This window comes from Variovorax sp. ISS6, from assembly GCF_056523145.1.
The window spans coordinates 3183804-3198788 of sequence record NZ_JAWRZC010000001.1 but is presented as its reverse complement, the minus strand read 5'-3'; the positions used below and the strand labels follow the sequence as shown (position 1 = coordinate 3198788).

Sequence of the window (14985 nt, the reverse complement as noted above, 5' to 3'; positions counted from 1 at the left end):
TATGCGCGCGCCGAAACGGTCGCGCACCGGGGCGTCTTCGATAATGCAGGGCTTTTCTTCCTCAGGAGACTCCTACATGCAAATCGACGGCAAGGTTTTCATCGTGACCGGTGGCGCTTCGGGCCTCGGCGAAGGCGCGGCGCGCATGCTGGCCGGCAACGGCGCCAAGGTCGTCATCGCCGACATGCAGGCCGACAAGGGCGAAGCCGTCGCGCGCGACATCGGCGGCGTGTTCGTGAAGTGCGACGTGAGCCAGGAGGCCGACGGCCAGTCCGCCGTGGCGGCCGCGTTGCAGCTCGGCAAGCTGGTCGGCCTGATCAACTGCGCCGGCATCGCGCCGGCCGAGAAGACCGTGGGCAAGAACGGCCCGCACGCGCTGGCGGTGTTCAGCAAGACCGTCACGGTCAACCTGATCGGCAGCTTCAACATGATCCGGCTGGCCGCCGACGCGATGAGCAAGAACGAGCCCGAAGCCACGGGCGAACGCGGCGTGCTGATCTCGACCGCCTCGGTCGCGGCCTACGACGGCCAGATCGGCCAGGCCGCCTACAGCGCCTCGAAGGGTGGCGTGGTCGGCATGACGCTGCCGATCGCACGCGACCTGGCGCGCAACGGCATCCGCAACATGACGATCGCCCCCGGCATCTTCGGCACGCCGATGCTGTTCGGCATGCCGCAGGAAGTGCAGGACGCACTCGCCGCCAGCGTGCCCTTCCCCTCGCGCCTGGGCACCCCGGCCGACTACGCGAAGCTCGCCAAGCACATCATCGAGAATGACATGCTCAACGGCGAGGTGATCCGGCTGGACGGAGCGATTCGACTCCCTCCCCGCTGACCGAGGACGGCCGCACGCGGGTGCTGCCAGTGCGGTCCAGGCGCTCGTAGTTCGCGATCACCTGGGCGCCCAGCAGCACCAGCGTGGCCGCGATCTCCAGGCTCAGCAGCACCACGATCGCCGTGGTCAGCGAGCCGTAGACGACGTTCACCTGCGACAGCGTCGAGAAATACCAGATCAGGATCCGCCGCGTGGCCTCCCACAGCAGCGCGGCGGTGATGCCTCCCAGCAGCGCATGGCGCAGCGACATGCGCCCGGCCGGCATCACGAGGTAGAGCGAGGTCAGCATGAAGATCTCGCCGCCCAGCCCCAGCAGGTACAGGAGCAGCCCCGACACGCCGGACAGCGACCAGCTGCGCCCGAGCAGGTCGACGCTCTCCTGCCCCACGAGCTGCAGCGCGCCCGACACCAGCGTGACCAGCAGCAGCCCCACGCACAGGCACAGGATGTAGACGTAGGGCATGGCCACCGACACCAGGAAATGGCGTTTGTGGTCGGCCTTGCGGTGATGGAAGATCACCGCCATCGCGCTCTCGAGCACGCTGAAGGCCAGCGAGCTGAAGAAGATCATCGTCACCAGCAGCACCGGCCCGAGCACGTCGCGGTGGTCCAGGAAGCTCGACAGCTCGGCCACGATGGCCTTCGACTGCCCCGGCAGCAGCCATTCGAGGTAGCGGCCGATGGTGCGCAGCAGCTCGGCCTGGTCGATCACATGCGACAGCGCGATCACGCTGACGATCAGGAGCGGCACGATCGACAGCAGCGCGTAATAGGCCACGGCACCGGCCAGCAGCAACCCCTGGTTGGCGCGGAATTCTTTCAGGGCCTCCCAGCCGAAGCGCAGCGGGTGGCGCAGCAGCGGGGCGGCGTGTTTCAGCGGATTGAGCGTCGTCATGCGGGCGGGATGGTCGGTCGCCGCCAGTATGCCGCCGGGTCGCGGGGGACCCGCGGCTTGCGTATGATTTGCCGCTCCCCGCCTACATGACCATCCCCGCTTCATTCATCCAGGAACTCATCGCGCGCGCCGACGTGGTGGAAATCGTCGGCCGCTACGTGCAGCTCAAGAAGGCCGGCGCCAATTTCATGGGGCTGTGCCCCTTCCACGGCGAGAAGTCGCCCTCCTTCTCGGTCAGCCCGACCAAGCAGTTCTATCACTGCTTCGGCTGCGGCGCCCACGGCAACGCCATCGGTTTCCTCATGGAGCACGCCGGCATGGGCTTCGTGGAGGCCGTGCACGACCTCGCGGGCCAGTACGGCCTGCAGGTGCCCGAGGACGACGCCTCGCCGGCCGAACGCGCCCGCGCCGCCAGCCAGCGCCAGAAGCAGGCCACGCTGACCGACGTGCTCGAGAAGGCCGGCGACGCCTTCCGCAAGCACCTGCGCCAGGCGCCCGGCGCCATCGACTACCTGAAGGGCCGCGGCGTCTCGGGCGAGATCGCCAAGCAATTCGGCATCGGCTATGCGCCGCCGGGCTGGCGCACGCTCGCGGGCGTGTTTCCCGACTACGAGGACCCGCTGCTGGCCGAGAGCGGCCTGGTGATCGTCAACACCGAGGACGGCCAGGTCGAGGCCAGCGAGGCCAAGCGCTACGACCGCTTCCGTGACCGGGTGATGTTCCCGATCCGCAACGTCAAGGGCGAATGCATCGGCTTCGGCGGCCGGGTGCTCGGCGACGAGAAGCCCAAGTACCTGAATTCGCCCGAAACGCCCGTCTTCAGCAAGGGCCGCGAGCTCTACGGTCTCTACGAGGCCCGCGCCGCCTTCCGCGACCGCGGCTACGCGCTGGTGACCGAGGGCTACATGGACGTGGTGGCGCTGGCGCAGCTCGGCTTTCCGAACGCGGTGGCCACGCTGGGCACGGCCTGCACCACCGAGCATGTGCAGAAGCTGTTCCGCTTCACCGAATCGGTGGTGTTCAGCTTCGACGGCGACGCCGCCGGCCGCCGCGCGGCGCGCAAGGCGCTCGACGGCGCCCTGCCCTATGCCACCGACACGCGCAGCATCAAGTTCCTGTTCCTGCCGGCCGAGCACGATCCCGACAGCTTCATCCGCGAGTTCGGCGCCGACGCCTTCGCGCGCTTCGTGCAGGAGGCCACGCCGCTGTCGCGCTTCATGATCGAGGCCGCGCGCGAGGGCTGCGACCTCGGCACCGCCGAGGGCCGCGCCCACATGAGCAGCAACGTGCGCCCCTTGTGGAGCGCGCTGCCCGACGGCGCCCTCAAGCGCCAGTTGCTGAGCGAGATCGCCACGCTGGTGCAGCTCGACGCGGCCGCGCTGTCGGACCTCTGGGCCACGGCGGCGGCGCCGCGTGGCGGCGGCGCCGCGCGCCAGGCCGAGCGCAGCCAGGAGCGACCGCCCGACGACGACGGCTACTTCCCGGAACCGCCGGTCTACGAAGAGCGCGAGCGCTACTACGAAAACGATAGCAAGAAGCGACCATTCAACAAGCGTTTCGGCCGCAAGGAGCCGCCGCGCGAACCGATGCGCGGGCGCAGCCAGCCGCTGAGCCGGCCCGACATCGCGGTGCGCCTGCTGCTCGCCAACATGGGGCAGTGGGAGCCGCTGTCGCACGAGGTGCACCTGATGCTGTGCGAGCTGCCGGGGCCGCACGGCGCGCTCTTTACCTGGCTCGACAGCCAGCTGCACGAGCACGGCGCCCAGTCGTGGGCCGCGCTGCGCGAGGGCCTGCGCGGCCAGGAATTCGAGGCGCTGGCCGACAAGCTGATGACGGCCGCGGAAGGCGGCCCGCCCGTCGATCCGGAGGCCAGCGAGAGCGACCTGCAGGCCGAGGCCGCCCGCGAGCTGGGCAGCGTGCTCGACTTCATGCTCGACGACCGTCTCAAGTTCCAGCAGAGCGAGGCCATCGCGGCCGTCGGCAAGGATCCGCGGGCGCTCGAGCGCTACAAGGCGCTGGAGGCACGGCGGCTCGAGTTGCGCGCCCGCATGCGCCCCAAGACGGTGTGATTGCTTGAAATTTGCGCAAGACGCTATAATGTAGGGCTTCGCAACTGGCGAAATCGGCAAGAGCGACAGCAGCACCTCCGGACCGGCCCCTCGCGCAACGCACTCCACGGCAACCCCGCTGGAAAGGGCCAATACCCGCAAGGACTGCACACCAAATGATCGCCCGACATCTTGCCTATTGAGGATTTATTCCTCTTTTCCCCAATTGTTCCTGTCCGGCCGTGCCGGGCTGGCGGCGCTGTCCTCGCGGACCGCGCCCGTGTGATTTCGTGTGATCCCGCTTGTTCATTCTTGTTGTAACGAGGTCGTATGCCCAGTTCAAAGAAGCCTGCTCCTTCACCCGCCAAAAGCGCCGCCGCCAAGCCTGCAGCCGAAAAACCGTTGAAAGCGGCCGCTTTGCCGGCAACTAAGACGGGTGCAGCCGCGTCCAAGGCGGCAGCCGCAACGAAAGTGAAAACCGTGCCCACGAAATCGACGACCACCACCGACGACACCAAGAAGACAGCCGCCAAGACGGCTGCCGCAGGCGCTGCAGCCCCCGCGGCCAAGAAGGTCGGCCGCCCGCCCAAGGCCGCCAGCACCGCCGCCGCTCCCGCCACCGGCGCCAAGCGCGGCCGCAAGCCCAAGGCCGACAAGGATGCGCCCGAGAGCGACGTCGACCTGTCGGACATCGAGGACGACCTGGCCGGTGACGAACCCGCGGCCGCCGTTGCGACGACCGAGGAGAAGGTCAAGCCGCTGCGCATGAAGATCAGCAAGGCGAAGGAACGCGCCTTGATGAAGGAATTCGGCCTCGACGAGACCGTGCTGTCCGAGGAAGACCTCGCCAAGCGCCGCTCGCGCCTGAAGACCCTGATCACGCTGGGCAAGACCCGCGGCTACCTGACGCACGGCGAAATCTCCGACCACCTGCCCGATAAGCTGGTCGACGCCGAGACCATGGAAGTCGTGGTCACCATGCTCAACGACATGGGCGTGGCCGTCTACGAGCAGACCCCCGACGCCGAGACCCTGCTGCTGAACAACACCGCCCCCACCGCGACCACGGTGGAGGAAGCGGAAGAGGAAGCCGAAGCGGCTCTTTCCACCGTGGACAGCGAATTCGGTCGCACCACCGACCCCGTGCGCATGTACATGCGCGAAATGGGCACGGTCGAACTGCTGACCCGCGAAGGCGAAATCGAGATCGCCAAGCGCATCGAAGGCGGCCTGATGGCGATGATGGAGGCCATCTCGGCCTCCCCTGCCACCATCGCCGAGATCCTGCGCCTGGCCGGCGAGATCCGTGAAGGCAAGGTCGTCATCTCGACCATCGTCGACGGTTTCTCGAACCCCAACGAGGCCGACGACTACGTGGCCGAGGAAGACTTCGACGAATTCGACGAGGAAGACGACGACGACGGCAAGGGCGGCTCCAAGGCCCTGACCAAGAAGCTCGAGGAACTCAAGAACGAGGCCCTGTCGCGCTTCGACCGCATCGCCGAGATGTTCGAGAAGGTGCACAAGGTCTACGACAAGGAAGGCTACGGCACGCCCTCGTACACCAAGGCCCAGCAGTCCCTGTCGGACGAGCTGATGACCATCCGCTTCACCGCGCGCACCATCGAGCGCCTGTGCGACCTCGTGCGCACCCAGGTCGACGACGTGCGCAAGAAGGAGCGCGAGCTGCGCCGCATCATCGTGGACAAGTGCGGCTTCCCGCAGGATGAGTTCATCCGCGACTTCAGCGGCTTCGACAAGAACGGCAACCGCATCGCCTCCAACCTGCTGAACCTCAAGTGGGTCGAGAAGCAGGCCGCCGCCGGCAAGCCCTGGAGCGCCGTGCTCGCGCGCAACATTCCGCCGGTGCAGGAACTGCAGCAGAAGCTGGCCGACATCCAGTCGCGCGTGGTGGTGCCGCTGACCGAGCTCAAGGACATCAACAAGCGCATGAACGAGGGCGAATCGTCCTCGCGCGATGCCAAGAAGGAAATGATCGAGGCCAACCTGCGCCTCGTGATCTCGATCGCCAAGAAGTACACCAACCGCGGCCTGCAGTTCCTCGACCTGATCCAGGAAGGCAACATCGGCCTGATGAAGGCGGTGGACAAGTTCGAATACCGCCGCGGCTACAAGTTCTCGACCTACGCCACGTGGTGGATCCGCCAGGCGATCACGCGCTCGATCGCCGACCAGGCGCGCACCATCCGCATCCCGGTGCACATGATCGAGACCATCAACAAGATGAACCGCATCTCGCGCCAGCACTTGCAGGAGTTCGGCTTCGAGCCCGACGCCGGCATCCTGGCCGCCAAGATGGAGATCCCGGAAGACAAGATCCGCAAGATCATGAAGATCGCGAAGGAGCCGATCTCGATGGAAACCCCCATCGGCGACGACGACGATTCGCACCTGGGCGACTTCATCGAGGACAGCAGCAACACGGCCCCGATCGAGGCCGCGATGCAGGCCGGCCTGCGCGACGTGGTCAAGGACATCCTCGACTCGCTGACGCCGCGCGAGGCCAAGGTGCTGCGCATGCGCTTCGGCATCGAGATGTCGACCGACCACACGCTGGAAGAAGTCGGCAAGCAGTTCGACGTGACGCGCGAGCGCATCCGCCAGATCGAGGCGAAGGCCCTGCGCAAGCTCAAGCATCCGTCGCGCTCGGACAAGCTGCGCAGCTTTATTGATACGCTCTGAGCCGGTCTCCCGGTATTTCCCCGCAAAGGAGGCGCCCGCAAGGGCGCTTTCTTTTTTGGGCCCCTCTGCGACAGCCACCCAGATAAGAAGAATGGAGCAATCCTCATCATGAATCCCGATGCAGACAAACTCTGGCAAGCCCCGCGCTGGGCGCTGGCCGTGCTGCTCGCGGTGCTCGGCATGCTCGGGCCCTTCTCCATCGACACCTACATCCCCGCCTTCTCGGGCATCGCGCGCTCCATCGGCGCGACGCCGGCCGAGATGCAGCAGACGCTCTCGGCCTACCTGTTCGGCTTCGCGTTCATGAACCTGTTCCATGGCGCGCTGTCCGACAGCTTCGGACGCCGCCCGGTGGTGCTGTGGGGCCTCGCGGTGTTCACGCTGGCCTCGCTGGGCTGCGCGCTGTCGCAGACGATCACGCAGCTGGTGCTGTTCCGCGGCTTGCAGGGCCTGTCGACGGGCGCGGGCATCGTGGTCTCGCGCGCGGTGATCCGCGACATGTTCCCGCCCGCCGAGGCCCAGCGCGTGATGAGCCAGGTCACGATCTACTTCGGTGTGGCGCCGGCCATCGCGCCGATCGTCGGCGGCTTCCTGTTCGTGCACGCAGGCTGGCACGCGGTGTTCTGGTTCCTGGTGGCCGTGGGCGTGGTGCTGTTCGCCGCCAACTACAAGCTGCTGCCCGAGACGCTGCATCCCTCGCACCGCCAGTCCTTCCACGTGCGCCACCTGCTGCGCGGCTACTGGGACCTGTGCTCCGACCCGCGCTTCCTGCTGCTGGCCTTCGCCAGCGGCGTGCCCTTCAACGGCATGTTCCTCTACGTGCTGGCCGCGCCGGCCTTCCTCGGCGACCACCTCGCGCTGCAGCCGCAGCAATTCTTCTGGTTCTTCCTGCTGACCATCGGCGGCATCATGCTCGGCGCGCGCGCCAGCGGCCGCATGGCCGGCAAGGTGGCGCCCAAGCGCCAGATCCGCGACGGCTTCCTGATCATGCTGGTCACCTCGGTGGTCAACGTGGTCGCCAACACCTTCTTCCAGGCTCATGTGGCCTGGGCGCTGTGGCCGCTCGCGGTGTTCGCCTTCGGCTGGGCGCTGATGGTGCCGGTGGTCACGCTGCTGGTGCTCGACCTGCATCCCGAGCGCCGCGGCATGGCCTCCTCGCTGCAGGCCGTGATCGGCTCCACCGCCAACGGCATCGTGGCCGGCGCGGTGGCGCCGCTGGTGATGCACTCCACGCTCGCGCTCGCGCTCACCTCGACCCTGATGCTGGCCATTGGCCTCGTGGCCTGGGTCTGGCTGCACGGCCGCTGGCCCGACATCGGACGGCGCGTCGCCCACGAGGGCTGAAGCGGCGGCCGGCGAACGAACAAGAACAACACCGAGACACTCTTCGATCCGCATGTCCTCCGCCAACAAGCTCCTCGTCTACCTGCGTGCCTGGCTGCCGGGCCGCACCACCGTCGATGCGCGCGAGCGCCTGCGCGCCATGGGCGGCGCGGCCCTCGGGCTGCTGATCACGGCGCTGATCTGCCGCTGGATCGCGCAGACGCTCGGCGGCAACGCCGTGTGGCTGATCGCGCCGCTGGGCGCGAGCGCGGTGCTGGTGTTCGCGGTGCCGGCCAGCCCGCTCGCGCAGCCCTGGTCGGTGGTGGGCGGCAACACGCTGTCGGCCATCGTGGGCATCGCCAGCGTCAACTGGATTCCCGACCCGGCGGTGGCCGCCGCGGTCGCGGTCGGCGGCGCCATCGGCCTGATGTTCGTGGCGCGCTGCCTGCATCCGCCGGGCGGCGCCGCAGCGCTGCTCGCGGTGCTCACCCACACCACGCACCTGTCGTCGGCCTTCTTCCCCTTCTTCGTCAACTCGCTGCTGCTGGTGCTCGCGGGCGCGGCCTACAACAGCTTCACCGGCCGGCGCTATCCGCACGTGCAGGTGGCGCAGCCGCCGCGCGCCGACGCGCGCTTCAGCCAGGCCGACATCGATGCCGTGCTGGCGCGCTACAACCAGGTGCTGGACATCAGCCGCGACGACCTCGAGTCGCTGATCCAGCAGACCGAGCTCGAGAGCTACAAGCGGCGGCTCGGCACCCTGCACTGCGACGACATCATGTCGCGCACGCCGATCACGGTGGAGTTCGGCACGCCGCTGCAGGAGGCCTGGGCGCTGATGCACGAGCGCCGCATCAAGGCGCTGCCGGTGGTCGACCGCACGCGCCGCGTGGTGGGCATCGTCACGCAGGCCGACTTCTTCCGCCAGCTCGACCTGGCGCACCACGAGGGCATCGCGGGCCGGCTGCGCGACTTCATCCGCGCCACCCGCACCGTGGTCTCGAACAAGCCCGAAGTGGTGGGCCAGATCATGACGCGCCAGGTGCGCGTGGCCAGCGCCGACCGCCCCGTGGTCGACCTGGTGCCGCTGTTCTCCGAGGGCGGCCACCACCACATCCCGATCATCGACGCCGAGAAGCGGCTGGCCGGCATGATCACCCAGTCGGATTTCGTGCGCGCGCTCTACCGCGCGGTGCGGCCCGAGAACTGATCGCCCCGAGCCGCGAAAGCCCGCGTGCTCACTCGAGCACCACGTTGGCCTTCTTCACCAGCGCCGCGTAGCGCGCCGCCTCGCTGCGGAAATAGGCGGCCGCCTGCTCGGGCGTGGTCGGCTTGATGAGGTTGCCCTGCTTGTCCATGGCCTCGCGCACCTCGGCGCTCGCGAAGGCCGCGGCCACGGCGTCGTGCACGCGCTGCACCTCGGCCGCCTGCATCTTCGCCGGCCCGATCACCGCGAACCAGCCCTCGACCACGTAGTTCGGCAGCCCCTGCTCGGCGATGGTCGGCATCTCGGGCGCGGCCGGCGAGCGCGCCGGGCCGCACAGGCCGATGGCGCGCAGCGCACCGCTCTTCAGGTGCGGCTGCACGGCCGGCAGCGCGACCACGCCCATCTCGACCTGGCCCGCGATCATGTCAGTGACCATCGGGCCCGTGCCCTTGTACGGAATGTGCCGCGCCTTCACGCCGGCCTCGTCCATGAACATCTCGCCGGCCAGGTGGATGATGGTGCCGTTGCCCGAGGAGGCGTAGTTGTAGCCCTCGGGCTTGGCGCGCAGCAGCGCCACCAGCTCCTTCACGTTCTTCGCCGGCAGCTTCGGGTTCACCGCCAGCACCAGCGGCGTGGCGCCCACCACGCTGATCGGCGTCACGTCGGCGATCGGGTCGAAGGGCATCTTCCTGAACACCGCCGGGTTGATGACGTGGTTGTTCGACACCATGCCCAAGGTGAAGCCATCGGGCGCGGCCTTGACCACGGTCGAGGTGCCCGTGATGCCGCCCGCGCCCGGCTGGTTCTCGACCACCACCGGCTGGCCGAAGGCCTTGCCGAGCGCGACCGTGGCGGCGCGCACGATGGCGTCCACGCCCGAGCCCGCGCTGATCGGCAGGATGAAGCGCACGGGCCGGTCGCCCTGCGCCCAGGCGGGCCAGGCGGCGAGCGCGGCCGCGCCGGCACTCAGGCCCAGCAGCGCGCGGCGGTCGAGGAAGGAAGGCTGTTGGTTGGGCATCGTCTTGTCTCTCGTTGTAGTCATGGGGAAAAGAAAACCGGTCTATGCCACGGCCGCGTCGTCGAGCAGCGCCTGCATCTGCGCCTCGCCGTAGCCGAGCTCGGCCAGCAGTTCGCGCGTGTGCTCGCCCAACGCGGGCGGATCGAGGCGCACGCCCAGGCGCTCGCCGCCCAGCGTGATCGGGAACAGCGTGGTCTGCGCGGTCTGGCCCGCGCGCTCGCCGTCGGGCAGGCGGATGTCGGCCAGGCCGCCGGTGGCCAGCAGGTGCGGATCGGCGTAGAGGTCCTCGGGCCGCACGATCGGTGCGAACGGCAGGCCGCGCGCCTCGAAGAGTGCCGACAGCTCGGCGGCCGGGCGAGAAGCCAGCCGCGCGCGCAGGTCCGCCAGCAGGGTCGGGCGCAGCCGCACGCGGTCGTTGTTGGTGCGCAGCGCCGGGTCGGCCTTGAGGTCGTCGAAGCCCAGGGCATCGCAGAAGCTCTGCCACTGCGCGTCGCTGACCGCGGCCAGGAAGATCTGCTCGCCGTCCTTCACGGTGAACACGTCGTACAGCGCCCAGGCCGAGATGCGCTCGGGCATCGGCGCCGCGGCCTGGCCCGTGATCGCGTACTGCAGCATGTGCTGGCCGACCAGGAACACGTTGTTCTCGAACAGCGCCGAATGCACCTCCTGGCCCTCGCCGGTCTGGCCGCGCTGCATCAGCGCGGCCATCGCGCCGATGGCGCCGAACATGCCGCCCATGATGTCGTTGACGCTGGTGCCCGCGCGCAGCGGGTCGCCGGGCCGGCCGGTCATGTAGGCCAGCCCGCCCATCATCTGCACCACCTCGTCGAGCGCGGTGCGGTGCTCGTAGGGGCCGGGCAGGAAGCCCGTGTGGTTGACGTACACCAGCCGCGGGTTGAGCCGGCGCAGCGCCGCGTAGTCGAGGCCGTACTTCCCCATGGTGCCGGGCTTGAAGTTCTGCGCCACCACGTCGGCGCCGGCGCACAGGCGCAGCGCGGCCTCGAGCCCCCGCGGGTGGCGCAGGTCGAGCGCGATGCTCTTCTTGTTGCGGTTGAACATCGGGAAGAAGCCCGCGCCGGCGCCCAGCAGGTGGCGCGTGCGGTCGCCCTCGATCGGCTCGACCTTGATGACCTCGGCGCCGAGATCGGCCAACACCATGCCGCAGGTCGGGCCCATCACCATGTGGGTGAACTCGACCACGCGGATGCCGGCCAGCGGCAGGCGCTTCCCTTCGAGGGCGCTCATGCCGCCACCTCTTCCTGCGCGAAGGTCTTCGGGAAGCCCGCGCGCCACAGCGTGCCCTGCAGGGTCTCGCCGTCCAGCCATTGGGCCACGCGCCCGCGCAGCGCGAGCAGCTGCCGCAGGTCGACGCCCGTGGCGACGCCCATGCTCTGCAGCATGAACAGCAGGTCCTCGGTGTCGACGTTGCCGCTGGCGCCCGGCGCATGCGGGCAACCGCCGATGCCGGCCAGGCAGGCGTCGAAACGCGCGATGCCGACCTCGAGCGCCGCATAGACGTTGGCCAGCCCCAGCCCGCGCGTGTCGTGGAAATGGCCGCACCACAGCCGCTCGCCCGCGATGGCCCGCGCGCGCTCGAACAGGCTGCGCACCATCGCCGGATCGGCATAGCCGACGGTGTCGGCCAGGCTCACGCGGTCGGCGCCCGCGTCGAGCAGCGCCTGCATCAGCCGCAGCACCTCCTCGGGCGCCACGGGGCCCTGCAGCGTGCAGCCGAAGGCGGTGCCCACGCCCCCCTCGATCAGCGTCCTCGAGCCCGCGGCATCGCGCGCGGCGCGGATGCGGCCGACCTCGGCCACCACCTCGTCGGGCGTCTTGCGAAGGTTGGCGAGGCTGTGCGCATGGCTGGCCGACAGCGGCACCACCAGCAGGTCGGCCTCGCCCTCGATGGCGCGTTCGGCGCCCTTCAGGTTGGGCACCAGCACCGAGGCGAACAGGCCCGGCAGGGTCTTCGCGAAGGCCAGCAGCTCGGCCGTGTCGGCCAGCTGCGGCAGCAGCCGCGCGGGCACGAAGGAGCCGACCTCGATCTCGCGCTGGCCGGCTGCATGGGCAGCGCGGATCCATTCGCGCTTGTGCGCGGTGGGCAGAGTGCGGGCGATGCTCTGCAGGCCGTCGCGCAGGCCCACTTCACGCACGGTGGCGCGCGGCGGCAGGAAGGCGTGCGGGCGCGCCGGGGCGGAAGGTTCGGTCAAGGCGTTGTCTCCGTGGGATGGATGTCTGGAATCGGCTTGATTCTTAGACTTTCCGATTCGATGCAGAAGCTATATTTCGGAAGCCAATCCGTTCCGAATCGGAACACCACAAAAACCACGGAGCCGACGCCATGCGCGACCTCGACCTCACCACCCTGCGCCTGTTCGTCTCGGTCTGCGAGACCCGCAGCATCGCGCGCGCCGGCGCCCAGGCCAGCATCGTCGGCTCGGCCATCAGCAAGCGGCTGGCGCAGCTCGAGGACACGCTGGGCACGCCGCTGTTCGTGCGGCGCCGCCGCGGCGTGGTGCCCACGGCGGCCGGCGAAACCCTGCTCGAGCATGCGCGCGCCATGCTCGGCAGCGTGAACCGCATCGAGCGCGACATGGCGGCCTATGCCGGCGGCATGCGCGGCCACGTGCGCATGCTGGCCTCGGCCTCGGTGATGGCCGAGTCGCTGGCCGAGGACGTGGCCGATTTCCTGCAGGACCCGGCGCACCGCAACATCCGCGTCGACATGGAGGAGCGCGTCAGCCCCGAGATCGTGCGCGGCATCCGCGAGGGCGTGGCCTCGATCGGCCTGTGCTGGGACGCGGCCGACCTCGAGGGCCTGCAGCGGCGCGACTACCGCAGCGACCACCTCGCGGTGGTGGCCCATCCCTCGCACCCGGTGGCGCGGATGCGCGAGGTGCGCTTCGAGCAGTTGCTCGACCACGAGTTCGTCGGCATGCCCGCGCTCAGCGCGGTGCAGCTGCTGCTCGCGCGCGAGGCCACGGCCGCGGGCAAGCCGCTGGTGCACCGCGTGCTGGTGTCGAACTTCGACGCCGCGCTGCGCGTCGTGCGCGCCGGCCTCGCGATCAGCGTGGTGCCGGCCGAGGTGGCGCAGCCCTTCACCGCGGCCTACGGCCTGTGCCTGATGCCGCTGGCCGACCCGTGGGCGAAGCGCCGCTTCGCGATCTGCTTTCGCGACGAGGCCTCGCTGTCGCCCGCGGCACAGCTGCTGGTGGCGCACCTCGAGAAGCTGGCGCGGCGCGACTGATCCGCCCGATTCGACCGGATTGCGAAACGATCCTTTGCGCGGAAGCCGGTTTTTGTTTCGTTCGGCGCCATCCACACTGCGGGCTTCACCTGTCACACCCTCATCCGCAGAAAGAATCGCCATGTTCCGCCGCAGCTTCCTCGCCGCCACCGCGCTCGCCGCCTTCTCCACCCTCGGTCTCGCCGCATCCGCCTCCCCCTTGACGCTCGAGGTCTACAACCCTGGCGCGGCCTCGCTGTTTCCCGTCTCCTCGAGCATCGTCTCGGGCGAGAAGGAGGCCGTGCTGATCGACGCCCAGTTCCAGCGCAACGACGCCCAGGCGCTGGTGAAGAAGATCCAGGCCGGCGGCCGCAGGCTCGCCACCGTCTACATCAGCCACAGCGACCCCGACTATTGCTTCGGCCTCGACGTGATCCATGCCGCCTTCCCCGACGCGAAGATCGTCGCCACGCCGCAGACCGTGGCCGCGATCCAGGCCTCGAAGGACGGCAAGCTGGCCCACTGGGGTCCGATCCTCAAGGACAACGCGCCGCAGTCGCTGGTGGTGCCCGAGCCGCTCGCGGGCGACACGATCGAGCTCGAGGGCCGCAAGATCCAGGTCGTCGGCCCCACGCCCGCACGCACCGTCGCGTGGATTCCCTCGCTCAGGACCGTGGTCGGCGGCGTGCCGGTATCGGCCAACATCCACCTCTGGGTGGCCGACACGCAGACACCCGAGTCGCGCCGCGACTGGCGCCGCACGCTCGACCGCATCGCGGCGCTCAAGCCGAAGACCGTGGTGCCCGGCCACTACCTGCCGAACGCCGACGGCTCGGCGCCCTCCACGCTCGCCTCGGTGAACTTCACGCGCGCCTACCTGCAGGCCTTCGAGACCGAGGCCGCGAAAGCCAAGGACTCGGCCGCGCTGATCGCCGCGATGAAGAAGCGCTACCCCAAGCTGGAGGACGCCTCCTCGCTCGAACTGAGCGCGAAGGTCATCAAGGGAGAGATGAAATGGCCGCAATGAACGAAGCCACCACCCTGCATTGCATCTTCGATCCGCTGTGCGGCTGGTGCTATGCCGCCGCGCCGCTGGTCGAGGCCGCGCGCGAGGTGCCGGGCCTGCGCGTCGAACTGCATGGCGGCGGCATGATGACCGGCGCCAACCGCCGCGCCATCACGCCGCAGTGGCGCGACTACGTGCTGCCGCACGACCGCCGCATCGCCGAGCTCACGGGCCAGCCCTTCGGCGAGGCCTACTTCGAAGGCCTGCTGCGCGACGGCACGGCCGTGATGGACTCCGAGCCGCCGACCACCGCGATCCTCGCGGCCGAGTCGCTGCGCGCGGGTGGCGCGCTCGACATGGCCCATCGCGTGCAGCGCGCGCACTACGCCGAGGGCCGGCGCATCGCCGACGCCGACGTGCTGCAGGCGCTGGCCGCGGAACTGGGCTTCGATGCCGAGGCCTTCGCCGCGGCCTTCGCGCGGCTGTCGGGCGAAGCGACCGCGCAACACATCGAGGCCAGCCGCGCGCTGCTGCGCCGCGTGGGCGGCCAGGGCTTCCCGACCTTCGTGCTCGCGCGGCCCGATGGCGGCGCGAGCCGGGTCGACATCGGCCCGTGGCTGGGCCGGCCGGACGCGTGGAAGGCGCAGCTCGCGAGCTTCGCGGCGCCGGCGTCGACTTCGTCGGCAACGCCGGCCTGCGGCCCGGACGGCTGCGCGATCTGAGC

At 69.3% G+C, this 14985-nt stretch carries 11 protein-coding genes and 1 pseudogene; 8 read left to right on the top strand and 4 right to left on the bottom strand.

The features are described 5' to 3' along the window. Positions 1-76: 76 nt before the first annotated feature. Entirely contained in the window at positions 77-835 is a 759-nt protein-coding gene (locus tag AC1HIL_RS14530; protein WP_479672075.1) for a 3-hydroxyacyl-CoA dehydrogenase, read from the top strand. On the opposite strand, the gene AC1HIL_RS14525 is transcribed toward AC1HIL_RS14530, so the two are convergent. Beyond that, positions 783-1730 (bottom strand): YihY/virulence factor BrkB family protein, encoded by a 948-nt coding sequence (locus AC1HIL_RS14525; RefSeq protein ID WP_057590420.1) that lies wholly within the window; start codon positions 1728-1730, stop codon positions 783-785. The two genes, AC1HIL_RS14530 and AC1HIL_RS14525, sit on opposite strands and share 53 nt — an antisense overlap. A gap of 86 nt (positions 1731-1816) precedes the next feature. Here AC1HIL_RS14525 and dnaG point away from each other — a divergent pair, with 86 nt between their 5' ends. The 4 genes from dnaG to AC1HIL_RS14505 all read left to right on the top strand — a co-directional run bounded on the left by dnaG (position 1817) and on the right by AC1HIL_RS14505 (position 9014). Further along, complete coding sequence (dnaG, locus tag AC1HIL_RS14520) at positions 1817-3799, top strand: DNA primase (RefSeq protein WP_479672074.1); 1983 nt, start codon at positions 1817-1819, stop codon at positions 3797-3799. Positions 3800-4108: 309 nt separating this feature from the next. Beyond that, the gene (gene rpoD, locus AC1HIL_RS14515; RefSeq protein ID WP_057590422.1) at positions 4109-6481 is read left to right on the top strand and encodes an RNA polymerase sigma factor RpoD; all 2373 of its coding nucleotides are present in this window, start codon (positions 4109-4111) and stop codon (positions 6479-6481) included. A 108-nt stretch (positions 6482-6589) separates the two neighbouring features. Continuing rightward, a complete protein-coding gene (locus AC1HIL_RS14510) occupies positions 6590-7825 on the top strand; it encodes a multidrug effflux MFS transporter (RefSeq protein ID WP_057590423.1) in 1236 nt (411 codons plus the stop codon). Positions 7826-7877: 52 nt separating this feature from the next. Next, positions 7878-9014 (top strand): HPP family protein, encoded by a 1137-nt coding sequence (locus AC1HIL_RS14505; protein ID WP_057590424.1) that lies wholly within the window; start codon positions 7878-7880, stop codon positions 9012-9014. A gap of 28 nt (positions 9015-9042) precedes the next feature. On the opposite strand, the gene AC1HIL_RS14500 is transcribed toward AC1HIL_RS14505, so the two are convergent. The 3 genes from AC1HIL_RS14500 to AC1HIL_RS14490 are packed head-to-tail and all read right to left on the bottom strand — an operon-like array spanning position 9043 to position 12239. Further along, a complete protein-coding gene (locus AC1HIL_RS14500) occupies positions 9043-10029 on the bottom strand; it encodes a tripartite tricarboxylate transporter substrate binding protein (RefSeq protein WP_479672073.1) in 987 nt (328 codons plus the stop codon). Between the two features lie 42 nt (positions 10030-10071). Next, positions 10072-11274, bottom strand: a complete 1203-nt coding sequence (locus AC1HIL_RS14495; protein ID WP_479672072.1) for a CaiB/BaiF CoA transferase family protein — start codon at positions 11272-11274, stop codon at positions 10072-10074. Then, the gene (locus AC1HIL_RS14490) at positions 11271-12239 is read right to left on the bottom strand and encodes a hydroxymethylglutaryl-CoA lyase (protein ID WP_296732005.1); all 969 of its coding nucleotides are present in this window, start codon (positions 12237-12239) and stop codon (positions 11271-11273) included. Before AC1HIL_RS14490 ends, AC1HIL_RS14495 begins: the two co-directional genes overlap by 4 nt. A 131-nt stretch (positions 12240-12370) precedes the next feature. Between AC1HIL_RS14490 and AC1HIL_RS14485 the strand changes: the two genes are divergently transcribed. The 3 genes and pseudogenes from AC1HIL_RS14485 (at position 12371) to AC1HIL_RS14475 (ending at position 14983) form a co-directional block, all read left to right on the top strand. After that, positions 12371-13276, top strand: a complete 906-nt coding sequence (locus tag AC1HIL_RS14485; protein ID WP_057590428.1) for a LysR family transcriptional regulator — start codon at positions 12371-12373, stop codon at positions 13274-13276. Between the two features lie 121 nt (positions 13277-13397). Continuing rightward, positions 13398-14276 (top strand): annotated as a pseudogene (locus AC1HIL_RS14480) (MBL fold metallo-hydrolase); the annotation flags it as partial. Then, entirely contained in the window at positions 14270-14983 is a 714-nt protein-coding gene (locus tag AC1HIL_RS14475) for a DsbA family protein (RefSeq protein ID WP_057590430.1), read from the top strand. The pseudogene AC1HIL_RS14480 and the gene AC1HIL_RS14475, both read left to right, overlap by 7 nt. Positions 14984-14985: the final 2 nt, after the last annotated feature.

Coding starts and splice junctions, on each gene's coding strand:
- AC1HIL_RS14530 (WP_479672075.1), top strand. CDS start 77: ATGCAAATCGACGGCAAGGTTTTCATCGTGACCGGTGGCGCTTCGGGC.
- AC1HIL_RS14525 (WP_057590420.1), bottom strand. CDS start 1,730: ATGACGACGCTCAATCCGCTGAAACACGCCGCCCCGCTGCTGCGCCAC.
- dnaG (WP_479672074.1), top strand. CDS start 1,817: ATGACCATCCCCGCTTCATTCATCCAGGAACTCATCGCGCGCGCCGAC.
- rpoD (WP_057590422.1), top strand. CDS start 4,109: ATGCCCAGTTCAAAGAAGCCTGCTCCTTCACCCGCCAAAAGCGCCGCC.
- AC1HIL_RS14510 (WP_057590423.1), top strand. CDS start 6,590: ATGAATCCCGATGCAGACAAACTCTGGCAAGCCCCGCGCTGGGCGCTG.
- AC1HIL_RS14505 (WP_057590424.1), top strand. CDS start 7,878: ATGTCCTCCGCCAACAAGCTCCTCGTCTACCTGCGTGCCTGGCTGCCG.
- AC1HIL_RS14500 (WP_479672073.1), bottom strand. CDS start 10,029: ATGCCCAACCAACAGCCTTCCTTCCTCGACCGCCGCGCGCTGCTGGGC.
- AC1HIL_RS14495 (WP_479672072.1), bottom strand. CDS start 11,274: ATGAGCGCCCTCGAAGGGAAGCGCCTGCCGCTGGCCGGCATCCGCGTG.
- AC1HIL_RS14485 (WP_057590428.1), top strand. CDS start 12,371: ATGCGCGACCTCGACCTCACCACCCTGCGCCTGTTCGTCTCGGTCTGC.
- AC1HIL_RS14475 (WP_057590430.1), top strand. CDS start 14,270: ATGGCCGCAATGAACGAAGCCACCACCCTGCATTGCATCTTCGATCCG.